Consider the following 25,783-nt stretch of genomic DNA (forward strand, 5'->3'; position numbering starts at 1 on the left):
CGGGGTTGAAACCCGGGGGCATCCGATCACCAGCGGTAGTGCGCGAAGGCGCGGTTGGCCTCAGCCATCTTGTGCGTGTCCTCGCGACGCTTCACCGAGGCACCGAGGCCGTTGGACGCGTCGAGGATCTCGTTCATGAGGCGCTCGGTCATGGTCTTCTCGCGGCGGGCGCGGGAGAAGCTCACGAGCCAGCGCATGGCCAGGGTGTTCTGGCGGCCCGGCTTGACCTCGATCGGCACCTGGTAGGTGGCGCCACCGACGCGACGGGACTTCACCTCGACGGACGGCTTGACGTTGTCCAGCGCGCGCTTGAGCGTCTGCACCGGATCCGTCCCGGTCTTGGTGCGCGTGCCCTCCAGGGCGTCGTAGACGATGGACTGCGCGATGGTCTTCTTCCCGTCGAGCAGGATCTTGCTCACGAGCTGAGAGACGAGCGGGGAGCCGTACACCGGGTCGATGATGACCGGGCGCTTCGGGGCGGGACCCTTGCGAGGCATTACTTCTCCTTCTTCGCGCCGTAGCGGCTGCGGGCCTGCTTGCGGCCCTTGACGCCCTGGGTGTCAAGGGAGCCGCGGATGATCTTGTAGCGAACGCCGGGCAGGTCCTTCACACGGCCACCGCGCACGAGCACCATCGAGTGCTCCTGCAGGTTGTGGCCGACACCCGGAATGTAGGCGGTGACTTCGATGCCGGAGCTCAGGCGCACACGAGCGACCTTGCGCAGCGCGGAGTTCGGCTTCTTGGGGGTGGTGGTGTACACACGGGTGCACACGCCACGGCGCTGAGGGGAACCCTTCAACGCGGGCGTCTTGTTCTTCGAGACTTTGTCGGTGCGGCCCTTGCGGACCAGCTGCTGAATAGTTGGCACCTGTTGGTATCACTTTCGTTGTCTGGGCGGACGTTGGTTTTCCCTGGCGCAACTCTGGTCGGCGGGGGGCAAGGTCACCGTTTCCAGCCTCACGACGCATCGAGTTGCCGTGCGAACTCCGCACAGGTCTGGTCTCTTCGCAACGAATAAGAGCGCCAGGATCATGCCAGGGCACGCACAAATGGGCCCGAGCAACCGGGCACGCCTCACAAGGTTACTCCAGCGCGTCACCAGGGTCAAAACAGGGAAGAGGGCCCCGGACGCGAGTCCGGAGCCCTCCCCATGGGACGGTGTCAGCGAATCTCGCCGAAGTCCATCTCGTCGAGCGGGACGGCGGGGCCGACCACATCGGAACCGAACGAGTAGTCGTACGGGTCGTAGCTCATGGTGTAGGCGCTCGCGCGGGCCTCCTCGGTGGGCTCCACCCGGATGTTGCGGTACCGCTCGAGACCGGTACCGGCCGGGATCAGCTTGCCCAGGATGACGTTCTCCTTGAGGCCCTTGAGCGTGTCGCTCTTGCCCTGGATGGCCGCGTCCGTGAGGACCTTGGTGGTCTCCTGGAACGAGGCCGCCGACAGCCAGGACTCGGTGGCCAGCGACGCCTTGGTGATGCCCATGAGGACCGGGCGACCCTCGGCCGGCTTGGCGCCTTCGGTCAACGCCTGACGGTTGGCCGCCTCGTAGGAGGCGCGGTCCACGAGCTCACCTGGCATCATCGACGTCTCTCCGGAGTCGATGACCGTCACGCGACGGAGCATCTGCCGGATGATGATCTCGATGTGCTTGTCGTGGATGGGGGCGCCCTGGGTGCGGTACACCCGCTGGACCTCTTCCACGAGGTGCTCCTGCACCTTCCGCAGGCCCCGGATCCGCAGGACGTCCTGCGGATCCACCTGGCCGGCGGTCAGCTGCTGACCGATGCTGACGCGCACGCCGTCCTCGATGTGAGTCCGGTTGCCGTGGTGGTCCTCGAACTCCAGGCGGGCGCGGCGCGCCACCGGGTACTCGAGGTCCTCGCCGCCGTCGTCGCGGACGATGACGAGCTTGCGGCTGCGGTCACCGTCCTCGATCCGGACCACGCCGTCGGCCTCCGCGATGGGGGCCTTGCCCTTGGGCTGACGCGCCTCGAAGAGCTCCGTCACGCGGGGCAGACCCTGCGTGATGTCGTCCCCGGCCACACCACCGGTGTGGAAGGTACGCATCGTCAGCTGGGTGCCGGGCTCGCCGATCGACTGGGCCGCGACGATGCCGATGGCCTCGCCGACGTCGACCACCTTGCCGGAGGCCAGCGAACGGCCGTAGCACAGGGCGCACGTGCCGAACGCGGACTCACAGGTCAGGACGGAACGCACCTTGACCTCGGTGAGGCCCGCCGCGACCATGACGTTGATCTCAGCGTCCCCCAGGTCCGTCCCGGCCTCGACCAGGACGGTCCCCTCCGCGTCGACGGCGTCGACGGCCAGCGCACGGGCGTAGACGGCGGTCTCGACCTCGGGTGAGGTCTCCACCGTGGCGCCCTCCGCGAACGGCTCGGCCGCCACCCGCACCGGCTTACCCATGTCGTCGGCGCCCGGCCTGGTCCACTTCGCGATGACCTTGGTCAGGCCGCGCTCGGTGCCGCAGTCCTCCTCGCGGATGATGACATCCTGCGAGACGTCCACGAGGCGTCGGGTCAGGTAGCCCGAGTCTGCGGTACGCAGAGCGGTGTCAGCCTGACCCTTACGACCACCGTGCGTCGAGATGAAGTACTCGAGGACCGACAGCCCCTCACGGAAGTTGGACTTGATGGGGCGGGCGATGATGTCGCCCTTGGGGTTGGCCACCAGCCCTCGCATGGCGGCGATCTGACGCATCTGCGTCATGTTTCCTCGGGCCCCCGAGTCCACCATCATGAAGATGGGGTTGTCCGCCGTGAAGTTGGCCTTCATGGCCTCGGTGAGCTCGGCTGTCGCGTCCGTCCAGATCGCGATGAGCTCCTGGCGGCGCTCATCCTCCGTCACGGTGCCGCGCTCGTAGAGCTTGTCGATCTTCGACGCGCGGGCCTCGTAACCCTCGAGGATCTGGGCCTTCTGCGGCGGGGTCTGGACGTCCGAGATGGACACCGTCACACCGGACTGCGTGGCCCACCTGAAACCGAGGTCCTTGAGGTTGTCCAGCGCTGCCGCAACGACCACCTTCGGGTACCGCTCGGCCAGGTCGTTGACGATCTGCCCGAGGACCTTCTTGCCCACGACGGTGTTGACGAAGGCGAAGTCGTCCGGCAGCGCCTCGTTGAAGAGGGCGCGGCCGAGCGTGGTCGCCACGAGGTGCGAACCGTCGGGGCGCGCCTCCTCACCGTCGATGACGACGTTCGTCAGGCGGATGTGGATGTTCGAGCCGATCGCGAGGTCCCCGCGGTCGAACGCCATGATGGCCTCGGCCAGCGACGAGAACGAGCGGCCCTCGCCTGCCCTCGGACGCAGCAGCGTCAGGAAGTAGTGGCCGATGATCATGTCCTGCGTGGGCATGGTGACCGGACGACCGTCAGCGGGCTTGAGGATGTTGTTCGTCGACAGCATGAGGATCCGCGCCTCGGCCTGGGCCTCGGCTGACAGCGGCAGGTGCACGGCCATCTGGTCGCCGTCGAAGTCCGCGTTGAACGCGGTGCAGACGAGCGGGTGGATCTGGATGGCCTTGCCCTCGATGAGCTGAGGCTCGAAGGCCTGGATGCCGAGGCGGTGGAGCGTGGGTGCGCGGTTGAGCAGCACCGGGTGCTCGGCGATGACCTCTTCGAGTACGTCCCACACGACGGGGCGCTGACGCTCCACCATGCGCTTGGCGGCCTTGATGTTCTGCGCGTGGTTGAGGTCGTCCAGGCGCTTCATGACGAAGGGCTTGAACAGCTCCAGCGCCATGGCCTTCGGCAGCCCGCACTGGTGCAGCTTGAGCTGCGGCCCCACGACGATGACGGAACGGCCCGAGTAGTCCACGCGCTTGCCGAGGAGGTTCTGGCGGAACCGGCCCTGCTTGCCCTTGAGCATGTCCGAGATGGACTTGAGCGGGCGGTTGCCCGGTCCTGTGACGGGGCGGCCGCGGCGGCCGTTGTCGAACAACGAGTCGACGGCCTCCTGAAGCATCCGCTTCTCGTTGTTGACGATGATCTCGGGCGCGCCGAGATCCAACAGCCGCTTGAGGCGGTTGTTGCGGTTGATCACGCGACGGTAGAGGTCGTTGAGGTCCGAGGTGGCGAAACGGCCACCGTCGAGCTGGACCATGGGGCGCAGGTCCGGCGGGATCACCGGCACGGCGTCGAGCACCATGGCCGAGGGATGGTTCTGCCCGGACAGGAACGCCGCGACCACCTTGAGCCGCTTGAGCGCACGGGTCTTCCGCTGGCCCTTGCCGGTGGCGATGATCTCGCGCAGGTTGATGGACTCGGCCTTGAGGTCGAAGGACTGGAGGCGCTTCTGGATGGCCTCGGCGCCCATGGAGCCCTCGAAGTACTTCGAGAAGCGCTTCTTCATCTCGCGGTAGAGCATCTCGTCGCCCTCGAGGTCCTGGACCTTCAGGCTCTTGAAGCGCTGCCACACCTCGTCGATGCGGTCCAGCTGACGCTGCGCGCGGGTGCGGATCTGGCCGGCCTCACGCTCGGCCGCTTCGCGGACCTTGCGCTTGATGTCTGCCTTGGCGCCCTCGTCCTCGAGCTGGGCGAGATCCTCTTCGAGCTTGCGCATGCGCGCCTCGATGTCGGCGTCGCGGCGGGACGCGACCTGCTTGGACTCGACCTCCACCTTGGCCTGCAGGGACGCGAGATCCCGGTGACGGGCCTCCTCGTCGACGGCGGTGATCATGTGCGCGGCGAAGTAGATGACCTTCTCGAGGTCCTTCGGGGCGATGTCCAGCAGGTAGCCCAGCCGGCTCGGCACGCCCTTGAAGTACCAGATGTGCGTCACCGGGGCGGCGAGCTCGATGTGGCCCATGCGCTCGCGGCGCACGTTGGACCGAGTCACCTCGACGCCGCAGCGCTCGCAGATGATGCCCTTGAACCGGACCCGCTTGTACTTGCCGCAGTAGCACTCCCAGTCACGGGTGGGGCCGAAGATCTTCTCGCAGAAGAGACCGTCGCGCTCAGGCTTGAGCGTGCGGTAGTTGATGGTCTCCGGCTTCTTGACCTCGCCGTGCGACCACTCGCGGATCTGGTCTGCGTTGGCGAGACCGATCCGCAGCTCGTCGTAGAAGTTCACGTCCAGCACGTTGCTTCTCTTTCCCCTCCAGTGGCCGGTGACGGGCCCTGGAGATCAGGGTGAATCTGGTTCAAGTTGTCCTGGGGAGGATGGGGGCGAAGCCCCTCGTGGAAGGCGGACGTCGTCCGCCTGCCACGGCCTCAGCGATGTTCGAGCGAATCGACCCCCACCGGGGGGTCCACGGGGGGCTCGCCCCCCGTGCGCTCAGACTTCGCCGACATCCATGAAGTTGTCGCTGCCGGGGCGGCGGCCGAGGTCGATGCCGAAGTCCTCGGCAGAGCGCATGTCGTCCTCGGAATCGCGCAGGTCGATGACCCGGCCGTCGTCGGAGAGCACCTCCACGTTCAGGCAGAGGGACTTCATCTCCTTGACGAGCACCTTGAACGACTCCGGGATGCCCGGTTCGGGGATGTTCTCGCCCTTGACGATCGCTTCGTAGACCTTCACGCGGCCGGGCACGTCGTCGGACTTGATGGTCAGGAGCTCCTGGAGAGCCCATGCGGCGCCGTAGGCCTCGAGGGCCCACACCTCCATCTCGCCGAACCGCTGACCGCCGAACTGGGCCTTACCACCCAGCGGCTGCTGCGTGATCATGGAGTACGGGCCGGTGGAGCGCGCGTGGATCTTGTCGTCGACGAGGTGGTGCAGCTTCAGCAGGTACATGTAGCCCACGCCGACGCGCTGCGGGTAGGGCTCGCCGGAGCGACCGTCGAAGAGCTGGGCCTTGCCGCCGCCGTCGACGAGGCGTACCCCGTCACGCGAGACCAGCGAGTTGGCCAGCAGCCCGTTGATCTCGGCCTCGGAGGCGCCGTCGAACACCGGGGTGGCGACCTTGGCGTTGCCGTCCATGCGGCCGAGGCCGACCTCGCGCAGGCGCTCGGCCCACTCCTCCTGCACCTCGGAGACGTCCCAACCGGTCTTGGCGATCCACCCGAGATGGTTCTCCAGCACCTGCCCCACGTTCATCCGGGAGGGGACGCCCAGGGGGTTGAGGACGATGTCCACCGGGGTGCCGTCCTCCATGAACGGCATGTCCTCGATGGGCAGGATCTTCGAGATGACGCCCTTGTTACCGTGGCGGCCGGCGAGCTTGTCGCCGTCGGAGATCTTGCGCTTCTGGGCGACGTGCACCCGCACCAGCTCATTGACGCCGGGAGGCAGTTCGTCGTCGTCCTCGCGGTTGAACACGCGGACCGCGATGACCGTGCCGGACTCGCCGTGGGGCACCTTGAGGGACGTGTCGCGCACCTCGCGGGCCTTCTCGCCGAAGATGGCGCGCAGCAGGCGCTCCTCGGGCGTCAGCTCGGTCTCGCCCTTCGGCGTGACCTTGCCCACCAGGATGTCTCCGGCCGAGACCTCGGCACCGATGCGCACGATGCCCCGCTCGTCGAGATCTCCGAGCATCTCGTCGGAGACGTTGGGGATCTCGCGGGTGATCTCCTCCGCGCCCAGCTTCGTGTCGCGGGCGTCGACCTCGTGCTCCTCGATGTGGATCGAGGTGAGGACGTCGTCCTGGACGATGCGCTGGGAGAGGATGATCGCGTCCTCGTAGTTGAGGCCCTCCCACGGCATGAAGGCAACCAGCAGGTTCTTGCCCAGGGCGAGCTCGCCCTGATCCGTGCAGGGACCGTCCGCGAGCGGAGTCCCCACCTCGATGCGGTCACCCGGCTTCACCAGCGGGCGCTGGTTGATGCAGGTGCCCGCGTTGGAGCGGACGAACTTGTCCAGCTTGTAGGACTGGTAGGTGCCGTCGTCGTTGGCGATCTCGAGGAGATCGGCCGAGACCGTCGTCACCACGCCCGGCTTCTTGGCCAGGGTCACGTCGCCGACGTCCACCGCCGCGCGGTATTCCATGCCGGTGCCGACGAAGGGGGCCTCGTTGCGGATCAGCGGGACGGCCTGACGCTGCATGTTGGCGCCCATGAGGGCTCGCGACGCGTCGTCGTGCTCGAGGAACGGGATCAGCGCCGTGGCGATGGAGACCATCTGCCGGGGCGACACGTCCATGTACTCCACGTCCGTGCCGGGGATCTGGTCCACGTCACCGTGCTTGAGGCGCACGAGCACGCGCTCCTCGGAGAGCCGCCCGTCCTTGCCGACGTGGGCGTTGGCCTGCGCGATGGAGTAGCGATCCTCCTCGTCCGCGGTGAGGTAGTCGATCTGGTCCGTGACGACGCCCTCGACCACCTTGCGGTACGGGGTCTCGATGAACCCGAAGGCGTTGACGCGGGCGAAGGAGGCCAGCGAGCCGATGAGGCCGATGTTGGGGCCTTCAGGGGTTTCGATGGGGCACATGCGGCCGTAGTGCGACGGGTGGACGTCACGGACCTCCATGCCGGCGCGGTCACGGGAGAGACCGCCGGGGCCGAGCGCGGAGAGGCGACGCTTGTGGGTCAGGCCCGCGAGCGGGTTGTTCTGATCCATGAACTGCGACAGCTGCGAGGTGCCGAAGAACTCCTTGAGCGCCGCCGTGACGGGCCGGATGTTGATCAGCGTCTGCGGCGTGATGGCCTCGATGTCCTGCGTGGTCATGCGGTCCCGCACCACGCGCTCCATGCGGCCGAGGCCGGTGCGCAGCTGGTTCTGGATGAGCTCGCCCACCGTGCGGAGACGACGGTTACCGAAGTGGTCGATGTCGTCAGGCTCCACCGGAAGGTCACCCAGCGTGTCGCGGTGCTCGTGGAGCGCCACGATGTAGCGGATGGCGGCCCCGATGTCCTCAAGTGTCAGGACCTGCTGGTCGAACGGCAGGTCGAGGCCGAGCTTCTTGTTGATCTTGTAGCGACCGACCTTGGCCGTGTCGTAGCGCTTGGGGTTGAAGTAGTAGTTGTCCAGCAGCGCCTGGGCGGCATCCCGCGCCGGCGGTTCGCCAGGGCGCAGCTTGCGGTAGATATCCAGCAGCGCCTCGTCCTGGGTCTTGACGGAGTCCTTCTCCAGCGTCAGGCGCATGGACTCGTACTCGCCGAACTCCTCGAGGATCCTGTCCTCGGACCAGCCGAGGGCCTTGAGAAGAACGGTGACGTTCTGCTTGCGCTTGCGGTCCAGGCGGACGAACACCATGTCGCGCTTGTCGATCTCGAACTCCAGCCACGCACCGCGCGACGGGATCACCTTGCAGGAGAAGATGTCCTTGTCCGAGGTCTTGTCCGGGGTCTGCTCGAAGTACACGCCGGGCGAACGGACCAGCTGCGACACGACGACGCGCTCGGTGCCGTTGATGATGAAGGTGCCGCGATCCGTCATGAGCGGGAAGTCGCCGATGAAGACCGTCTGGCTCTTGATCTCGCCGGTGTCGTTGTTGACGAACTCCGCGGTGACGAAGAGGGGGGCCGCGTAGGTGACGTCCCGGTCCTTGCACTCCTCAATGGTCCACTTGGGGCTCTCGAAGCGGTGGTCCCGGAACGACAGAGACATGGTCTCGTTGAAGTCCTCGATGGGCGAGATCTCCGCAAAGATCTCCTCCAGGCCGGAGCGGGTGTTGACGTCGGTACGGCCAGCGGCCAGCTGTCCCTCTACCTTCTCCACCCAGGCCTCGTTACCGATGAGCCAGTTGTAGGCGTCGATCTGCAAATCCAGGAGGTTGGGGACCTCTAGCGGCTCATGAATCTTCGCGAAGGAGATTCGGCCGGTGGATGAGACGACATTGGTGTTCTTCAACGCAGAGCGCGAGGCGGCCAAGATACGGTCCTTCCAAGAACGCTTGAAGCAAAATGTTTCCGTGCATGGCGAAGCTCCCGTGTCAAGTCACGGGGCGCAACGCATAGCTGGGCAAACAACCACTATAGAGCAATAGGCACAGGACGGCAACTACCGCAGGCCCTGCTGGTCATGCGGTCGACTTCGATCCCCTTTGATCTCTACGCCACGATGATAGCGGCCGCGGCGGCCGGCGCAACCCCGCCCCCGGCGCGTCGCGGCAGCACGTGCAACGGCCCGCCCCCCGGCAGGGGACGGGCCGTTGATCGCTGTGAGCTGAGGGGTCAGATCACTTGAGCTCGACCGAGCCGCCGGCGGCCTCGAGGGCCTCCTTGGCCTTGGCCGCGGTCTCCTTGTCGACCTGCTCCAGCACAGGCTTGGGGGCGCCCTCGACGAGGTCCTTGGCCTCCTTCAGGCCGAGGGAGGTCAGAGCGCGCACCTCCTTGATGACGGCGATCTTCTTCTCGCCGCCGGAGGTCAGGATGACGTCGACCTTGTCCGAGACTTCCTCGTCGGCACCGGCGTCGTCGCCAGCCGCGGGGGCGGCAGCGGCGGCAACCGCGACGGGGGCGGCAGCGGTGACACCGAAGGTGTCCTCGAAGAGCTTCACGAACTCAGAGAGCTCGATGAGGGTCATCTCCTTGAAGGCGTCAAGGAGCTCGTCAGTGGTGAGCTTCGCCATGGTGGCGTTTCCTTTCGTAGAAAGATCAGTGATTGCAGCGGCGCTGCAACGGATCACTCCGCAGCGTCAGCTGCAACGGGTGCCGCATCAGCGGCGGGGGTCTCGTCTGTGGCGTCGGCGGCAGGCGCGGAGCCGGCGCCACCGATCAGGGAGGGGTTGGCCTCGGCAGCGGTCTGCAGAGCACCGAACAGGCGGGCACCCTGCGACAGCGGGGCGGCCAGCATGTAGACGGCCTTGGCCATGTTGGCCTGCAGTGCGCCGGCCATCTTGGCCAGCAGAACCTCGCGGGACTCGAGGTCCGCGAGCTTCAGGACGGCCTGGGCGTCGAGGAACTTTCCCTCGAGCACACCACCCTTGATTGCCAGAGACGGGTGGGCCTTTGCGAAGTCACGCAGCCCCTTGGTGGCGGCAGCGATATCACCGCTGACGAACGCGATGCCTGTGGGGCCGGTGAGGGAGTCTGCGATTCCCTCGATGCCGGCTTCCTTGGCTGCGATCGCCGCAAGGGTGTTCTTCGCAACGGCGTAGGTTGCGTTCTCACCGAGGGATCGACGAAGGGTCTTCAGATCCTTGACGGTGAGACCGCGGTACTCGGTCAGCACTGCCGCCGCGGAGTTACTGAACTGGTCAGTGAGATCCGCGACCTTGGCAGCCTTATCCGGCCTCGCCATGTGGTCTCCTTCCGGTCTAACAGCCTCCGTCCGCCCGGGTGGGCGGCGGGAGGGCCGAAGTGCAGTGACGCAAAAAACGCCCCGACGCCGGCGGCGCGGGGCGACCCGTGGAACGGGAAGCTGACACGTACACCTGCGCGGGTGCCTTGCGGCGTTTATGGCTGGGATGCCACCTGCGGTCTTCGGCTCTGCGAACTATACCCAGGAGCCGACGCCGCCCCAAATCGGGCACGCGGGCTGCCCCGTGAGCCCGGGCGTGTCGACTTGAGCGGCGTGCACTAACCTCGACATGTTGATCTGTTCCACTCCGAGAGGACCCTCATGCGTCGCATCCTCGCCGCCGGCCTACTGGCCACCCTCGCCGTGAGCGCCTGCAGCGCCCCGTCGACCACCACCGACCCCTCCTCCGCTCCGGCGGACTCCACCGACCGCACCTACGACGTCTCAGGCGTGGCAAAGGTGGACGACATCGCAGCCCTGCTGCCGCAGGAGATCGCAGACAAGGGCACGCTGACCATCGGTGCCGCCACCGACTATGCGCCGGCCGAGTTCCGCGCTGACGATCTCACCACCGCCATCGGCTACGACGTCGACCTCGGCAAGGCGATCGGGAAGGTGCTCGGGGTCGAGACCGAGGTGGTCGACGGTGAGTTCGCCTCCCTGCTGCCCGGCATCGGCACCAAGTACGACATCGGCATCTCCTCGTTCACGGTCACCGAGGAGCGCACCGCGAACTTCACGATGATCTCCTACATCACGGTGGGCTCCAGCTTCGCCGTGAAGAAGGGCAACCCGGAGGCGTTCGACCCGGAGAACCTGTGCGGCCAGACGATCGGCGTCCAGACCGGTACCTGGCAGGAGGAGGAACTCGCCGGGTTCACGCAGGCCTGCGAGGACGAGGGCCAGGAGCCCATCGAGGTCCTCCCCTACGCCAAGCAGTCAGACGTCACCACCAACCTCGTGGGCGGCAAGGTGAAGGCCTTCTACGCGGACTCGACGGTGGCCTCCTACGCGGTGGCGCTGACCAACGACCAGCTCGAGGTGGTCGGGGGCGTGCGTGACGCGGCCCCGCAGGGCATCGTCGTGGCGCAGGACGACGTCGAGCTCACCGCCGCCATCCAGCAGGCGGTCCAGTCGCTCATGGACGACGGCACATGGGCCGCGATCCTCGACAGCTGGGGTGTCACCGAGGCCGGCCTCGACATGGCCGAGATCCACCCGCAGGCCTGAGCATGCGCCAGCCCACGCCGGAGCTGATCCACGCCCGCCCGGTCCCCAGGCCCAGCCTGTGGATCTGGGCCGGCGTCGTGCTGGTGCTCGTGGGCATGCTCGTCCACGGCCTGCTGACCAACCCCAATTACCACTGGGACGTGGTCGCCGGGCACCTGCTCGATCCGCGCATCATCTCCGGCCTGGGCTGGACACTGCTGCTCACCGTCGGCGCCATGGCATTGGGCATCACGCTGGCGGTGACGACGGCGATGATGCGGATGGGCACCAACCCCATCCTGCAGGCGGTGGCATGGGCCTACATCTGGTTCTTCCGCGGCACCCCCGTCTACACCCAGCTGGTCTTCTGGGGCCTGCTGCCGGTGCTCTACCCGCGGCTCAGCCTCGGCATCCCGTTCGGCCCCGAGTTCTTCGAGTTCACCACGCAGGACGTCATCAACGCGGGCGTCGCGGCCATCCTGGGCCTGGGGCTCAACGAGGGCGCGTACCTGTCGGAGATCGTGCGCTCGGGCCTCAACTCAGTGGACAAGGGACAGTGGGAGGCTGCGACGGCGCTGGGCATGAAGCGCTCCACGACGCTGCGCCGGGTGATCATCCCGCAGGCCATGCGCGTCATCGTGCCGCCCACCGGCAACGAGACCATCTCCATGCTGAAGACCACCTCGCTCGTGCTCGCGGTCCCGTTCAGCCTGGAGCTGACGTTCGTCACCAACGCCATCGGCAACAAGAACTTCCTCCCCGTCCCGCTGCTCATCGTCGCCGCGATCTACTACCTGGTGGTGACGTCGATCCTGATGGTGGGCCAGTCCTACCTGGAGGCGTACTACGGTCGCGGCTTCGACACCGACACCACGGGGCGCGCGAAGCCGGCCAAGGGCATGTCACGGCGGCAGCAGGCCATCCTCGCCGCGGGCACGGTGCACACCGATCCGAATCTGGAGGTGACCCCATGAGCGCGATGGTCGAGGCACGGGGTGTTCACAAGCTCTTCGGTCACCTGCACGTCCTCAAGGGCGTGGACCTCACCGTCGGCAGGGGCGAAGTGTGCGTGGTGCTGGGCCCGTCGGGGTCCGGCAAGTCCACCCTGATCCGTTGCATCAACGAGCTGGAGCAGATCAGTTCCGGCCGGATGTTCGTCGGCGGGGAGCTGATGGGGCTGCGCGAGGTGAACGGCCGCCTGCATCGCCGCAGCGACAAGGAGATCGCGCAGCAGCGGTCCAAGGTGGGCATGGTGTTCCAGCGCTTCAACCTGTTCCCACACATGACCGCTCTCGAGAACGTGATGGAGGCGCCACGTCAGGTGCGCGGGCTGTCCAAGCCCGCGGCCGAGTCCCTGGCCCGTGACCAGCTCGAGCGCGTGGGCCTCTCGGACCGCTCGGACCACTACCCGTCCCAGCTCTCCGGTGGTCAGCAGCAGCGCGTCGCGATCGCCCGCGCCCTGGCCATGGAGCCGGAGCTGATGCTGTTCGACGAGCCCACCTCTGCCCTTGATCCCGAGCTGGTGGGCGAGGTGTTGAGCGTCATGCAGGAGCTGGCGGCCAGCGGCATGACCATGATCGTGGTGACCCACGAGGTGGGTTTCGCCCGCGAGGTGGCGGACCAGGTGGTGTTCATGGACGACGGCGTCGTCGTCGAGCGCGGCACCCCGGCCGAGGTCATCGACCACCCACAGCAGCAGCGCACCCGGGACTTCTTCGCCAAGGTCCTCTGAGGGCACCCGCCGCCGGGCTTCAGCCGATCTCGAGGAGGGCCAGCGGGATCTCGGAGGGCAACTCGCCCGCGAGGTAGCCCGTCGGCCCGAATCTGGACGCCAACCTCCCGCCCACCGTGCCGTGCAGATAGGCCGCCCAGACCGCGGCCTGGGCCGGCTCCGCGCCCCGCGCGCACAGACCCACCACGATGCCGGCCTTCACGTCGCCCGAACCCGCGACTCCCAGCCCCGCGTTGCCCTCGTCGCTGCGCCAGAGCCGCCCGTCGGGAGTGCCGATGAAGGTGCTGGAGGATCCTGAGCTCACCACGGCCCCGGTGGCCTCGGCCAGGCGGAGGACCGCGGCCCCCTGGTCCCGGCGCACCTCTTCCTCGTCGACGCCCAAGGTCAACGCCAGCTCGCTCAGGTTGGGCGAGAGGACCAGCGCGTCGAGGGCACCCCCTCGCGACGGGTCCTCCGTGAGCCAGGCCAGCGCCAGGGCGTCGAGCACCACGGTCCCGCGGAGCAGGGGAGCCACGGCCTCCATCAACGCGACCGCTCGGCCGACGTCGAGCATGCCGGGGCCGATCAGCGTGGCGTCCGCGCCCGGAGAGTAGTCGACCACCACCGTCGCGGCCGCCCAGGTGAGATCGCCCTCCGCCGAGCACTGCGCCCCGCGGACCAGCGACTCGGGCATCGCCACGGCCATGGGCACCGCCACCGGCTCAGGCACCACGAGCTGGGTCTTGCCAGCGCCCGATCGCATGGCGGCACGCGCCGCCAGCAGCACACCGCCTGGATTGGGCACGCTGCCACCGACGATCAGCGCGCGCCCCCGGGCGTCCTTGCTCCCCCGCGGCGACGGCAGGGGCCAGTCGCGCAGCACGGCAGGGGTGATGACGGTCGGCCGGTCCCGCGCGTCGGTCATCCCTCCCCCCTCCGCGACGGCTGCGCCTCGGCGCCTCCGTCGCCGCCCTCCCGGGCATGGCCGGGCTCGCGCGTCACGCGGGCCTCGCCGCTGCCCAGCAGCGCACTCACGTCGTCGCGGGCCGCCAGCTGCAGGGCGCCGTCGCGCTCGATGTAGCGCGTCATGGAGCAGTTGGCCACGGGCTCCTCCTTCTGGAGGGCCACCACCTGCGCCGCCTCGAGACCCTCCAGAACGTAGCGGAAGGCGAGGATGACCGCCTCGTGGCTGAACAGCCAGACCCGCTCCCCCGCGTAGCGCGCCTGCAGTTCCACCAGGAGGCTGCGGATCCGCAGGATCACGTCTGCCCAGGACTCGCCGCCGGGCGGCCGGTAGTAGAACTTCCCCACCCTGTCGCGGCGTTCGGACTCCTCCGGGTGTTCCGCCTTGATGCCGTACCACGTCACGCCGTCGAAGATGCCGAGTTCACGCTCCCGAAGGCGCTCGTCGAGCAGGATCTCCGTCCCCTGCAAGGCCGCCAGTGCGCGCTCTGCGGTGGCTCGGGCTCGGCGAAAGGGTGAGCTCACGACGACGGTGGGCCGCTCGCCGGCGGGGAGCGCGGCGATGTGGCGCCCCAGTGCCTCGGCCTGGCGCCGGCCTTCACCCGACAGGTCGATCAGCTCGTCGTTGGTGGGCAGGTCGAGGCGGTGCGCCTTGGCGGCTATGGCGGCGTGGTCGGCAACGTTGCCGAGACTCTGGCCATGCCTGACCAGGACGATCTCGGCCGGTCCCGTCGCGGAGCCCTCGGTGGCGACAGTGGTCATGGGCGTCCCTTCCGTCGTGCTGGTCCCCCACCCTACGACGCGGCCGCGCCCACGGCCAGGACGCGCGTCAGTCCGGCCGCCAGGTGAAGCGTGGCGGCCGGCGGTCACGGAAGGCGGCGATCCCCTCCTCCTTGTCCGGGCCGGCGTTCGCCCGCTGGACCCAGGAGATGGCCGTCTCCGCCTCCAGGTCGCGGTGGACCAGGCCGTCGACGATCTCCTTGGAGGCCCGGAGCGTGAGCTGCGAGAGGCCCGCCATCTGCTCACCCACTCCGATGGCCGCTGACAGGGCGTCTCCGGCGTCCACGACCCGGTTGAGCAGGCCCACCGCCAGCGCGCGCTCCGCGTCCACGCGGGCCGCGGTGAACAGCAACTCCTTGGTCACGGCTGGGCCCATGAGGTGGATCATCCGCTCGGTGGCCGACACCGGGTAGACGATCCCCAGCGTGGCCGGGGGGACGGAGAAGGTGGCCGTGGCCCCGGCGATCCTCAGGTCGCAGCCCAGGGCCAACTCCAGGCCCCCGCCGTAGCACGCGCCCTCGATGGCGGCGATGACGGGCTTGGGGCTCCGGGCGATGGCCAGTTCGGCGTTGATGGGGCGCTCGGCATGGTGGAGCTCATCGAGCCCACCGATGTCCGACCCGGCGCAGAAGGTTCCCTCCGCACCGGTGAGGACCACGACGGCCACCTCCGGATCTGCGTCGAGGTCCCGCATCAGCGCGGGCACACGGCGCCACATGTCGTCGGTCATCGCGTTGCGCTTGCCGGGGTTGTTGAGCGTGATGACGGCGATGCTGCCCTGGCGGCGGAGGTCGACGGTGGCCATGGGGCCATCCTGTCACCAGACGCGCCTCGGGGCGGGCACCGCGATGGTGCCCGCCCCGAGAGCGCGGTGTGGGTGGTGGAGCTCAGGCCTCGGGGGGCTTGGTCATCGAGGTGTCGACGAGCACGCTGGGGCTCATGGTGGCCGAGACCGCGATCTTGCGGACGTAGCGGCCCTTCGACGCGGACGGCTTCAGACGCACGATCTCCTCGATCACCGCGAAGTAGTTGTCCGTGAGTTGCTCCTGCGTGAACGACACCTTCCCGATGAGGAACTGCAGGTTCCCGTGGCGGTCGATGCGGAACTCGATCTTGCCGCCCTTGATGTCGGCCACGGCCTTGGCGACGTCCATCGTGACGGTGCCGGTCTTGGGGTTGGGCATCAGACCGCGCGGGCCGAGGACGCGCCCGAGGCGGCCGACCTTGCCCATGAGATCCGGGGTGGCGACGACGGCGTCGAAGTCCAGGTAGCCGCCGGCCACCTTCTCGATCAGTTCGTCGGTGCCGACCTCGTCGGCGCCAGCGGCCCGGGCGGCGTCAGCCTTGTCACCGGCGGCGAAGACGAGGACCCGAGCCGTCTTGCCTGTGCCGTGCGGAAGGTTGACCGTGCCGCGGATCATCTGGTCCGCCTTGCGGGGGTCGACGCCCAGGCGGACGGCGACGTCGACGGTCTCGTCGAACTTGGCCGAGGCCATCTCCTTGACGAGGCGAAGCGCCTCGTCGGGGCTGTACGCCTGTGCTTCGGCGCGCTTCTCTGCGGCGCCTCGGTATGCCTTGCTGTGCTTCATGCTGGTTCCTTCTTGTCTGCCGGCCTCGTAGGCCGGTCCACCAGTTCTGGTGCGGGGTGCTGTCCCCTACCAGGGAGAGTGAACGGGGGGTGGATCAGTCGACGGTGACGCCCATGGAGCGGGCGGTGCCTTCGACGATCTTCATGGCGGCCTCAATGTCGTTGGCGTTGAGGTCAGGGAGCTTGGTCTGCGCGATCTCGCGGATCTGGTCCTTGGAGAGCTTGCCGACCTTGGTGGTCAGCGGGTTCGCAGCACCGCTCTTGATGCCGGCGGCCTTCTTGATCAGCTCAGCGGCGGGCGGCGTCTTCGTGATGAAGGTGAACGTGCGGTCCTCGTAGATCGTGATCTCGACGGGGATGACGTTGCCGCGCTGGGACTCCGTGGCGGCGTTGTACGCCTTCACGAACTCCATGATGTTGACACCGTGCGGACCGAGTGCGGTACCGACCGGGGGCGCGGGCGTGGCTGAGCCGGCGTTCAGAGCGACCTTGACGAGGGCCGCGACCTTCTTCTTGGGAGGCATGGGTGGGTCCTTTACCTAAATGGGTGGAAGTGCCCGCAGGCGGGCGCAACGCACAATCTTAGACGACTTTCTCGACCTGCTTGAATTCGAGGTCGACGGGTGTCTCGCGCCCCAGGATCTCGACGAGGGCGATGAGCCGCTGATTGTTCGGATTGAGTTCGGTGATCGTGGCGTGGACCCCGGTGAAGGGGCCGTCGGTCACCATGACGGAGTCGCCGACTGCGAAGTCCACGACCTCCACCTTGCGCTTCCGCGAGACGGCGGCGCCCGCCTGCTCGGCGTTCACCTTCGCATGCACGGACGGGGTCAGCATGTTGAGGACCTCGTCGATGGACAGCGCCACCGGCTGTTGTCCGTGGCCGACGAAGCCGGTGACGGAGGGGGTCTGGCGCACGACGCTCCACGAGTCGTCGGTCAGTTCCATCCGGATGAGCACGTAGCCCGGCAGCACGCAGCGCGTGACCGTCTTGCGGGCGTTGTTGCGGATCTCGACGACTTCCTCGGTGGGGACGACCGTCTCGAAGATGAACTCCTCCATGTTGAGGGTCTGCGCGCGGGAGTCCACGTTCTGCTTCACGCGGTTCTCCATGCCCGAGTACGTGTGGATCACGTACCACTCGCCGACCTTCGACTCGAGCTCTTCGCGCAACTCGGCCAGTGCGGCCGCGACCGCGTCGTCCGCGTCCTGTTCGGCCTGGTCCTCCTCCGGCGTGGCGGGCTCCTCGGCCAGCAGCACGGGCGACTCGTCAGCGTCAGCGTCCGCCGACAGGTCGCCGAGGTCGATCTCCACGTCGTCGGTGGCGGCGTCCTCCAAGCTGCCGAGGTCGATCTCGAAGTTGATGTCGTTGTTGTCAGAGTCGGTCATGCATTGCTCCCAAAGATCTGCAGAAGTGACCAGCCGAACGCCATGTCCAGCACTCCCACGAAGAAAATCATGATGAGCACGAAGACCAGCACCGCGCCGAACATGGTGACGAGTTGCGGCCATGTGGGCCAGACAACCTTCTTGAGCTCGCCGGCGGACTGCCGGACGAACTCGGCGGGGTTGTGGGCGGCGTACGGGTCTTCGCCCTCCGCGAGGGCGGCGTTGCGCTTCCGGGTGGGGGCGCTCTTGCGCACCGGCGCCTTGGCTGTCTTGCGCGCGATGACGGGCGCCGCGGCGAGGTCCTCGTCGTCGAACTCGTGCTCGAGCCCGGCGATGATCTCGTCCTCGGACTCCGCGCCCACAAGGGTCACGTCCTCGTCGGCTGCCATGGCGTCGGCTTCGGCGGCCGCGAGGGCGTCCTCGTCAGCGACGATCTCGTCCGCGTCGGGCGCGCTGGCGTCCTCGGAGACGAACTCCTGGCCCTCCGGCTCTGCGTCGCGCGACTTGTCGCTCACGCTGGACTTCCCTTCGCATATACAAACAAAATGCCTCACCGACCACGTGTGTCGGCAGGCGTGCGAGGCGGCCGGAATCGACGGCTACCTAGCAGGGCAGGAGGGACTCGAACCCCCAACCTGCGGTTTTGGAGACCGCTGCTCTGCCAATTGAGCTACTACCCTTTGGCGGTTGGACCGCCACGCGCCGGGTGCTTTTGAGCACACGACGACCATGGCAATAACTACCGGTGATCCCCAACTATATGCGGTTTGCACCCCAGATGCGAACCAGGTCAGGCCAGTGACGACAGCCATGCCCGGTGCAGATCCGCGTACCTTCCCTGGCCGGCGACGAGGTCCGCCGGGCTTCCGTCCTCCACCACGCGGCCGTGCTGGAGGACGAGCACGCGGTCTGCGATCTCCACCGTCGACAAACGGTGGGCGATGATGATCGCCGTGCGATCCGCGAGGATGGTGCGCAACGCGCGCTGGACGAGCCGCTCCGTGGGGACGTCGAGCGAGGACGTGGCCTCGTCGAGGATGAGGACCCGCGGATCGGCCAGCACCACGCGGGCAAAGGCCACCAGCTGGCGCTGGCCCGCCGAGAGCCGCGACCCCCGCTTTCCGGTGTCCGTGTCGTATCCCCTCGGCATGGCCTCGATGAACGTGTCGGCCCCCACCGCACGGGCCGCCGCGACCACCTGCTCGCGGGTTGCCCCGGGCCTGCCGAATGCGATGTTGTCCGCCACGGAGCCGGCGAAGATGAAGTTCTCCTGCGTGAGGAGCGTGACGTGGCGGCGCAGGGTGTCGTCGGCGAGGTGACGCACATCGACGCCGTCGAGATGCACCGATCCCGCCTGGGGATCGTAGAACCGCGCCACGAGCTTGGCGATGGTGGTCTTGCCCGCCCCGGTGGTCCCGACGAGGGCGACGGTCTGGCCGGAGTCGATGGAGAGCGAGAGCCCCGGGAGCACGGTGGCGCCCTCGATGTAGGAGAAGGTGACGCCGTCGAGCGCCACCTCCCCGCGCGCGGTCGGCAGGGCGACGGGGTGCTCAGGGTCGCGGACGTCGGGCTCCTCGTCCATCACGCTCGCCACCTTCTCCAGCGCGGTGAGCGCGGACTGCAGCGACGAGATGAACTGCCCGATGTCCTGCATGGGATCGAAGAACATCCTCACGTACAGCACGAACGCCGCGAGGGTGCCGACGCTCAACTGGTCACCGAGCGCCATGAAACCACCGACCGCCACCACGACCACGACGCCCACGTGACCGACGAACTGGATGCCCGGCATGGCGCGCGCGAACACCCGCAGGGCCGTGGTGTTGGCGTCGCGGTACTGCAGCGCCACCGCCTCGAAGATCTCGCGGGAGCGCGGTTCGCGGCGGAAGGCCTGCACGGCCTTGATGCCGGTCATCGTCTCGATGAACTGGACGATCACGATGGCCGACAGGGTCCGCACGTGCCGGAAGGCCCGCGTGGACGCCTTGGCGAACCACCTCATGAGCAGCCACAGCAACGGATAGGTGAAGAACGCCACCAGCGCCAGCCGCCAATCGAGCAGCAGCAGGATGACGGTGGAGCCGACGATGGTGAGCAGGGCCGCGACCACCACGTCGATGCCTTGGAGGACGAGTTCCTGGACGGCCTCGACGTCGCTGGTCATCCGCGACACCGCCCTGCCGGAGGTGTACCGGTCGTGGAACCCGACGCTCAGCCGCTGGAACTGCCGGTACAGCCGGCGGCGGAGGGTCAGCAGCAGGTCGTTGCCGATCACGCCGGACCTCCGCAGGAAGAACGAGCGGCAGGTGACCTGCACGACGATGGCGCCCACCATCACCCCGAGGAGGGTGACCAGCGTCGAGGACACGCCGCCCTGCAGCGCCGGGATGCCGTCGTCGAGCACGCGCTGGACCAGGACGGGGACGGCGAGGCGAGCCAGCGACTCCAGCACCACGGCGACGACGAGGACGGCACCCCAGCGTCGGTAGGGGCGGACCAGGTCCGCCAGCAGCCTCCGGCTCGCGGGTCTGAGGGCCACCGTGGAGTCGGTCTCCTCCGAGATCTCCTGCTTGACGCCGCGCCAGTCCTCGAGCGCCGTGTCGCGGGTATCGGTCATCGGGCCGCCTCCTCTGCCAGGTCGGGCTCGATGCTGTAATCGGCGGACAGCAGCTCTCGATACTCCGGCACGGTCGCCAGGAGTTCCTGGTGCGTGCCGACGTGGGCGATGCGGCCCTCGACGAGCATCGCGACGCGGTCCGCGAGCAGCACCGTCGAGGCCCGGTGGGCCACGACGATGCCGGTCACCCCCACCAGGGTGGCCTTGAGCGCGGCCTCCACCTCGGCCTCGGTGTGGATGTCCAGCGCGCTGAGGGTGTCGTCGAGGACGAGGACCTTGGGTGAGACGAGGATGGCCCTGGCCAGGGCGAGCCGCTGGCGCTGGCCGCCGGAGAGGCTGAGACCCTGTTCGCCCAGCCTGGTGTCGAGGCCCCACGGCAGGTCGTGGACGAACTCCGCCGACGCCACCCGGAGCGCCTCCGCGATGTCCCCGTCCGACGCGTCGGGCCGGCCCAGGGTCAGGTTCTCGCGGGCCGACATGGAGAAGAGGATCGGGTCCTCGAAGGCGGTGGCGACGAGGGACCGCAGCTGGGTGAGCTCCAGCTCACGGATGTCCACGCCGTCGAGGAGGATGGCTCCCCCCGTGACGTCCTGAAGGCGCGGGATCAGCGAGACGATCGTGGACTTGCCGGATCCGGTGCCGCCGACGAGGGCCACGGTCTCACCGGGGGCGATGTCGAGGGTCACGTCCGTGAGCGTGGGAGCGTCGGCGTCGTCGAACCGGAACTGGACGTGGCGCAGGCTCAGGGCGCCGCGCGGCCGCGCGATGCGGCGGGTGCCGGAGGTGATCGTCACGGGCGCGTCGAACACCTCACACACCCGGTCCGCCGCGGTCTGCGCCTCACGCATGAAGGACAGGAGGAACCCCAGCGACCCCACGGGCCACGCCAGCGAGAGCAGGAGGGTGACGAACGCCACCACCTGGCCCAGCGTCAGGAGCCCGTCCGCTGAGGCGACGGCGGCGCCGCCGAGCACCACCACCAGCAGCACCGAGGGGAACACCTCCAGCAGCGTCCAGAGCACGGAGGCGAGCCTCATCCTGTGGACCCCCGCGTCGCGGAGCGCCACGGCGCGGCGGTCGAAACCACTGAACGCGAAGGGCACCCGGCCGAAGGAGCGGATCACCCGGACGCCGTGCAGCGCCTCCTCCGCCGCGGAGGCCACATCTCCGGTGCGATCCTGCACCTGCCGCGACACCAGCCCGAAGCGGTGGACGAGGTAGGTGGTGGCCGCCACCACCGGCACCACCGAGACCAGCACCGCGACCCCGAGCGGCCAGTGCATGGCCACCATGATGGACACCACGACCACGATCTGGATGGTGTTCATGATGAGCATGAGCACGCCGAAGGACATGAAGCGGCGCAGCAACCCGAGGTCGCTCATGATCCGCGACAGCAGTTGCCCCGACTCCCAGCGCTTGTGGAAGCCGAGTTGGAGGGCCTGCAGCGTGTCGAACAGGTCCAGGCGGATGTTGGCCTCCAGGGACGACGTGGCCCGGGTGAGCATCCATCGCCGGGCCAGGTTGATGGACGCGTCCACGGCCCCGGCCGCCAGGATCAGCAGCGCGTACAGCGCCACCCCCCACGGATCCCGCCCGGCGATGGGGCCGTCGACGATGCGGCCCAGCAGCAGGGGGATGAGCACGGCCATGGCCACACCGATGGGCGCCAGGGCCAGAGCCAGCGCGAACTGCCGCCAGAACGGCAGCAGGTAGGGCAGCAACCGCACCAGGCTGGAGCGACGGGGCGCGGCGGGGCGAACCGGGTTGGTGAGGGGCTGAGGCACCCGGACAGGCTACTGCGGCCCCCGTTCATCGTCGAAGGCCTAGACTGGGTGGCTATGACGTCGGCCCTGCTCAGCGCCCTCATCGAGGGCATCGACCGGGTGCTTCCCGACGCGGCGGCGCTGCGGCGCGCCATTCACGCCGAGCCGCACCTGAGCGGCGAGGAGGAACCCACCCGCGACACGTTCGTCCGGGCGGCCGAGTGGACCCACTGGACCCACCTGGCGCACACGGGCGCCTGGGCCCGGCTGGGGCCGGCGGGGCCGGCGGTGGGGCTCCGCGCCGAACTGGACGCGCTCCCGGTGACGGAGTCGACGGGGATCGAATGGGAGTCGCGGCGGCCGGGCGTCATGCACGCCTGCGGCCACGACGTGCATCTCGGCGCGCTCTGGGCCCTGATCACGGCGGCCCGGGATCTTGATCTGCCCGTCGGCATGGTGCCCATCCTGCAGCCCCGGGAGGAGGTGACCCCGGCGGGCGCCGGGGACATCGTCGCCTCCGGGCTGCTGGACGATCAGGAGATCGAGGCCATGGTCGGCGTGCACGTCCAGCCGCAGGTCGAACGCGGCGTGGTGTCCACCGGCGCCGGCGCGGTCAACGCCGCCTACGACGAGTTCGAGATCGTGGTGCGCGGGCGCCCGGGGCACGGCGCCTACCCGCACGTGGCCATCGACCCCATCACCACACTGGCCAGCATCGTGACCGCCGTCTCCGGGCTGCCCACGCGGATCATCGACCCCACCCACCCAACGGTGGTGTCCATCGGCCAGATCTCCGGCGGGACGGCGGCCAACATCATCGCCGACGAGGCCCGCTGCCGTGGCACCATCCGGACCTACTCCGACGACGACCGCGCCCTCCTGCACGACGCCATCGCCCGCACCGCCGACGCCGTGGCGTTGGCGCGGGGCGCTGCGGCGGGGACGCGCTTCATCCACGGCGGGCCGGCGCTGGTCAACGACCCGGGGCTGGTGCGGCGGCTCGATCCCATCCTCGCGGCCATGGGCGTCATCGTGGCGGAGACGCCGTTCCGGTCCTGCGGCTCGGACGACTTCGGGGAGTACGGCCTGGCCACCGCCTCCGTGATGTGCTTCATCGGGACGGGGCGGGCCGACGGGGTGGGCCTGCACCACGGCGCCTTCCTGCCCGGCCGGGACGCGTTGCGGCTCGCCGCGCACACCTTCGCAGCGGGCTACGTCGCGGCGGCGCAGGCGGTGCTGGAGCGTCGGGACTGACGCGTGCCCCGCACCGCATCCCGGGTCAGAGGCTGAGCCCCACCAGGTTGACCTCCGGGACCAGTCGGACCCCGAACCGCTGCTCCACCCCGTCGCGGACCTCGCGGGCCAGCGCCACCAGGTCTGCCGCGGTCGCGGAGCCCCGGTTGGTGAGGGCCAGCACGTGCTTCGACGACAGGGCGGCGCGGGCGTTGCCGTGCCCCCTGGCGTAGCCGGCGTGCTGGATGAGCCACGCCGCGCTGGTCTTGACCGTGCCCTCGTCGGTCGGGTAGCGGGGGGCGTCGTCCGGCAGCGCGGCGGCCTGATCGGGGGTGAGGAGCGGGTTGGTGAAGAACGACCCCGCGCTCCACGTGTCGTGATCGGCCTCGTCGAGCACCATGCCCTTGCCCGCCCTGATCGCCAGGACCGACTCGCGGACCCGCGCCGCGGGTGCGCGCCGTCCGGGTTCGGTGCCCAGGTGCCGGGCCAGCTCCGGATAGGCGATCGGCGCGCCGAGGGACCCGAGGGGAAGCTGGAAGCCCACCTCGAGCACGACGAAGCGGCCGGGTTCGCGCTTGAACCGGGATGTGCGGTACGCGAAGCCGCAGTCGCTGAGGGGAAATGTGCGCTGGGTGCGGTCCCGGCGGTCCCAGGTGCGCACCGACGTGATGGTCTGCGAGACGTCCGCGCCGTAGGCGCCGACGTTCTGGATGGGGGTGGCACCGACCGAGCCCGGGATGCCGGAGAGCGTCTCCAGCCCGCTCCACTCCTGCTCGACGGCGTACGCCACCACGTCGTCCCAGTTCTCGCCCGCCGCGACCCTGATCGCCGCCCCGCCGCAGGTGGACACGTCCGCGTCGAGGCCGCTGAGCGCCACCCGGACCACGGTGCCGGGGAAGCCGTCGTCGGCGACCAGCAGATTGGAGCCACCGCCGAGGATGAGCAGCGGCTCTCCGGCGGTGTCGCAAGCCGTGACCAGGTCGATCAGCTCGCGCTCCGTCGTCGCCACCTCGAACCGCCGGGCCTCACCGCCGACGCGCAGCGTCGTGTGGTCCGCCAGGCGGGCCGAGGCCGCGACCTCCGGGCTGCCGGTGTCCACCGACAGCCGGTCGATCCGGCACTCAGTCAACCCGCACCTGGACCCTGGCCGCACCCAGGACCGCCTCGTCGCCGCACGTGGCGGTCAGCGAGACGGTGGCCAGGCCGTCGGCCACGTGCGTGACCGTCGCGGCGTACAGCACCTCGGTGCCCTCGTCCGTGTCCGGCACGACGACGGGGCGCGTGAAGCGGACGAAGTAGCTGACCACGCGCGCCGGGTCGCCGATCCAGTCCGTGACCACCGTCAGGCCGGCCCCCATGGTCCACATCCCGTGGGCCACCACTCCGGGCAGTCCGATGGCGCGGGCGTGGCGGTCCGAGAAGTGGATCTCGTTGAAGTCCGTGGAGGCCCCGGAGTAGCGCACCACCGTCGAGCGGGTGACGCGGACCCGCAGGGGCGGCAGCTCAAGGCCGGCGTATGCCTCAGGCATCGTCATCCTCCCGGGTGTGCATGAGGGTGGAGCGGGCCTCACAGGCCGTGACGCCGTCCACGGCGAGGTCCACCAGGACCGTGATCATGTCCAGGGCGCCACGCCCGCGCACCTTCTCGATGCTGAGCTCGGCGACGACGGCGTCCCCCGGGCGCAGCGGCCGGTGAAACGTGAACGTCTGGTCCGTGTGCATGGTGCGGTTGAGCGCCAGGCCCAGCTCGTCGTCGGCGAAGAGGCTCCCCCATGCCTGGGCCGCGATGACGGCGGCGAAGGTGGGCGGAGCGATGGGATCCTCCCCGGAGTAGGCGGGGTTGGCGTCACGCAGCGCTTCGGCGAACTCGGCGATCTTGGCGTGGCTGACCACATAGGGCGGGGCGGCCGGATAGCGGCGCCCGACATGCTCGGAGGTGATGGGCATGGGCGCAAGGCTACCGGCACCCGCGGCGCCGCGTCGGCCCTGCACAGTTGCGCGGTCGGCGTGTAATACGCAACGAGACCGGCCACCGTGGGGTGGCCGGTCTCGGCGTATGCGGGGGAGGAGCTCAGCGGGTCTCGCGGTGCGCCCTGTGGGTGCGGCAACGCGGGCAGAACTTCTTGATCTCGAGGCGATCAGGATCGTTGCGGCGGTTCTTCTTGGTGATGTAGTTGCGCTCCTTGCACTCGGTGCACGCGAGCGTGATCTTCGGACGAACGTCCTGACTCTTCTTGGCCATGGTCACATTCCTTAGTTGGCTTCGCGCGGAGCGCTGGTGTGGCGGTTGTGGTGACGAGGGCGGGATTCGAACCCGCGACACAGCGATTATGAGCCGCTTGCTCTACCGACTGAGCTACCCCGTCAGAGTTCCGTCCCGATGTTCC

23 protein-coding genes and 2 tRNA genes are annotated in these 25,783 nt (G+C 68.7%); 4 read left to right on the top strand and 21 right to left on the bottom strand.

The window, feature by feature from the left end:
* Window positions 1-26 precede the first annotated feature (26 nt).
* The 6 genes from rpsG to rplJ all read right to left on the bottom strand — a co-directional run bounded on the left by rpsG (window position 27) and on the right by rplJ (window position 10,140).
* Window positions 27-497, bottom strand: a complete 471-nt coding sequence (gene rpsG / locus ACX1D0_RS07825) for a 30S ribosomal protein S7 (protein WP_459020307.1) — start codon at window positions 495-497, stop codon at window positions 27-29.
* Window positions 497-868 carry a 30S ribosomal protein S12 gene (gene rpsL, locus ACX1D0_RS07830; protein WP_077340453.1) on the bottom strand — a complete coding sequence of 124 codons (372 nt, stop codon included), beginning with the start codon at window positions 866-868 and terminating at the stop codon, window positions 497-499. Before rpsL ends, rpsG begins: the two co-directional genes overlap by 1 nt.
* A gap of 293 nt (window positions 869-1,161) precedes the next feature.
* A complete protein-coding gene (gene rpoC / locus ACX1D0_RS07835; RefSeq protein WP_459020308.1) occupies window positions 1,162-5,100 on the bottom strand; it encodes a DNA-directed RNA polymerase subunit beta' in 3,939 nt (1,312 codons plus the stop codon).
* Window positions 5,101-5,295: 195 nt separating this feature from the next.
* Window positions 5,296-8,769: a DNA-directed RNA polymerase subunit beta gene (gene rpoB / locus ACX1D0_RS07840; protein ID WP_459020309.1), complete on the bottom strand. Its 3,474-nt coding sequence runs from the start codon at window positions 8,767-8,769 to the stop codon at window positions 5,296-5,298.
* 307 nt (window positions 8,770-9,076) lie between these two features.
* Window positions 9,077-9,469, bottom strand: a complete 393-nt coding sequence (gene rplL / locus ACX1D0_RS07845; protein WP_459020310.1) for a 50S ribosomal protein L7/L12 — start codon at window positions 9,467-9,469, stop codon at window positions 9,077-9,079.
* A 53-nt stretch (window positions 9,470-9,522) separates the two neighbouring features.
* Complete coding sequence (gene rplJ, locus ACX1D0_RS07850) at window positions 9,523-10,140, bottom strand: 50S ribosomal protein L10 (protein ID WP_459020311.1); 618 nt, start codon at window positions 10,138-10,140, stop codon at window positions 9,523-9,525.
* Window positions 10,141-10,461: 321 nt separating this feature from the next.
* On the opposite strand from rplJ, the gene ACX1D0_RS07855 reads away from it, so the two are divergent.
* From ACX1D0_RS07855 to ACX1D0_RS07865, 3 genes are all read left to right on the top strand, one after another.
* Window positions 10,462-11,370, top strand: coding sequence for an ABC transporter substrate-binding protein (locus ACX1D0_RS07855; protein WP_459020312.1), 909 nt, complete (start codon window positions 10,462-10,464; stop codon window positions 11,368-11,370).
* 95 nt (window positions 11,371-11,465) lie between these two features.
* A complete protein-coding gene (locus tag ACX1D0_RS07860) occupies window positions 11,466-12,323 on the top strand; it encodes an amino acid ABC transporter permease (RefSeq protein ID WP_459020416.1) in 858 nt (285 codons plus the stop codon).
* Window positions 12,324-12,328: 5 nt separating this feature from the next.
* Window positions 12,329-13,081 (top strand): amino acid ABC transporter ATP-binding protein, encoded by a 753-nt coding sequence (locus ACX1D0_RS07865; protein WP_459020417.1) that lies wholly within the window; start codon window positions 12,329-12,331, stop codon window positions 13,079-13,081.
* A gap of 19 nt (window positions 13,082-13,100) precedes the next feature.
* Here ACX1D0_RS07865 and ACX1D0_RS07870 read toward each other — a convergent pair whose 3' ends face one another.
* The 10 genes from ACX1D0_RS07870 to ACX1D0_RS07915 form a co-directional block, all read right to left on the bottom strand.
* A complete protein-coding gene (locus tag ACX1D0_RS07870; protein WP_459020313.1) occupies window positions 13,101-13,985 on the bottom strand; it encodes an ADP-dependent NAD(P)H-hydrate dehydratase in 885 nt (294 codons plus the stop codon).
* Complete coding sequence (locus ACX1D0_RS07875; protein ID WP_459020314.1) at window positions 13,982-14,785, bottom strand: histidine phosphatase family protein; 804 nt, start codon at window positions 14,783-14,785, stop codon at window positions 13,982-13,984. The genes ACX1D0_RS07870 and ACX1D0_RS07875 overlap by 4 nt, the downstream gene beginning before the upstream one ends.
* Window positions 14,786-14,852: 67 nt before the next feature.
* Window positions 14,853-15,608: an enoyl-CoA hydratase/isomerase family protein gene (locus tag ACX1D0_RS07880; RefSeq protein WP_459020315.1), complete on the bottom strand. Its 756-nt coding sequence runs from the start codon at window positions 15,606-15,608 to the stop codon at window positions 14,853-14,855.
* An 82-nt stretch (window positions 15,609-15,690) separates the two neighbouring features.
* Window positions 15,691-16,392, bottom strand: a complete 702-nt coding sequence (gene rplA / locus ACX1D0_RS07885) for a 50S ribosomal protein L1 (RefSeq protein WP_459020316.1) — start codon at window positions 16,390-16,392, stop codon at window positions 15,691-15,693.
* Between the two features lie 94 nt (window positions 16,393-16,486).
* Window positions 16,487-16,915 carry a 50S ribosomal protein L11 gene (gene rplK, locus ACX1D0_RS07890; protein WP_459020317.1) on the bottom strand — a complete coding sequence of 143 codons (429 nt, stop codon included), beginning with the start codon at window positions 16,913-16,915 and terminating at the stop codon, window positions 16,487-16,489.
* 58 nt (window positions 16,916-16,973) lie between these two features.
* Window positions 16,974-17,780, bottom strand: coding sequence for a transcription termination/antitermination protein NusG (gene nusG / locus ACX1D0_RS07895; protein WP_459020318.1), 807 nt, complete (start codon window positions 17,778-17,780; stop codon window positions 16,974-16,976).
* Window positions 17,777-18,295, bottom strand: coding sequence for a preprotein translocase subunit SecE (gene secE, locus ACX1D0_RS07900; RefSeq protein ID WP_459020319.1), 519 nt, complete (start codon window positions 18,293-18,295; stop codon window positions 17,777-17,779). Before secE ends, nusG begins: the two co-directional genes overlap by 4 nt.
* A gap of 92 nt (window positions 18,296-18,387) precedes the next feature.
* Window positions 18,388-18,460 (bottom strand) — tRNA-Trp (locus ACX1D0_RS07905).
* Window positions 18,461-18,570: 110 nt separating this feature from the next.
* Window positions 18,571-20,397: an ABC transporter ATP-binding protein gene (locus ACX1D0_RS07910; RefSeq protein WP_459020320.1), complete on the bottom strand. Its 1,827-nt coding sequence runs from the start codon at window positions 20,395-20,397 to the stop codon at window positions 18,571-18,573.
* Entirely contained in the window at window positions 20,394-22,184 is a 1,791-nt protein-coding gene (locus tag ACX1D0_RS07915; RefSeq protein WP_459020321.1) for an ABC transporter ATP-binding protein, read from the bottom strand. The genes ACX1D0_RS07910 and ACX1D0_RS07915 overlap by 4 nt, the downstream gene beginning before the upstream one ends.
* Window positions 22,185-22,238: 54 nt before the next feature.
* Between ACX1D0_RS07915 and ACX1D0_RS07920 the strand changes: the two genes are divergently transcribed.
* Complete coding sequence (locus ACX1D0_RS07920; RefSeq protein WP_459020322.1) at window positions 22,239-23,417, top strand: M20 metallopeptidase family protein; 1,179 nt, start codon at window positions 22,239-22,241, stop codon at window positions 23,415-23,417.
* Window positions 23,418-23,442: 25 nt separating this feature from the next.
* On the opposite strand, the gene ACX1D0_RS07925 is transcribed toward ACX1D0_RS07920, so the two are convergent.
* The 5 genes from ACX1D0_RS07925 to ACX1D0_RS07945 all read right to left on the bottom strand — a co-directional run bounded on the left by ACX1D0_RS07925 (window position 23,443) and on the right by ACX1D0_RS07945 (window position 25,762).
* Window positions 23,443-24,510 carry a UDP-N-acetylmuramate dehydrogenase gene (locus ACX1D0_RS07925; protein ID WP_459020418.1) on the bottom strand — a complete coding sequence of 356 codons (1,068 nt, stop codon included), beginning with the start codon at window positions 24,508-24,510 and terminating at the stop codon, window positions 23,443-23,445.
* Between the two features lie 7 nt (window positions 24,511-24,517).
* Window positions 24,518-24,925: a MaoC/PaaZ C-terminal domain-containing protein gene (locus ACX1D0_RS07930; RefSeq protein WP_459020323.1), complete on the bottom strand. Its 408-nt coding sequence runs from the start codon at window positions 24,923-24,925 to the stop codon at window positions 24,518-24,520.
* Window positions 24,918-25,343, bottom strand: coding sequence for an FAS1-like dehydratase domain-containing protein (locus ACX1D0_RS07935; RefSeq protein ID WP_459020324.1), 426 nt, complete (start codon window positions 25,341-25,343; stop codon window positions 24,918-24,920). Before ACX1D0_RS07935 ends, ACX1D0_RS07930 begins: the two co-directional genes overlap by 8 nt.
* 124 nt (window positions 25,344-25,467) lie before the next feature.
* The gene (gene rpmG, locus ACX1D0_RS07940; protein ID WP_458994554.1) at window positions 25,468-25,638 is read right to left on the bottom strand and encodes a 50S ribosomal protein L33; all 171 of its coding nucleotides are present in this window, start codon (window positions 25,636-25,638) and stop codon (window positions 25,468-25,470) included.
* Window positions 25,639-25,686: 48 nt separating this feature from the next.
* A tRNA-Met gene (locus ACX1D0_RS07945) sits at window positions 25,687-25,762 on the bottom strand.
* Window positions 25,763-25,783: the final 21 nt, after the last annotated feature.

The sequence above is a fragment of the Tessaracoccus pujii genome (assembly GCF_054483895.1).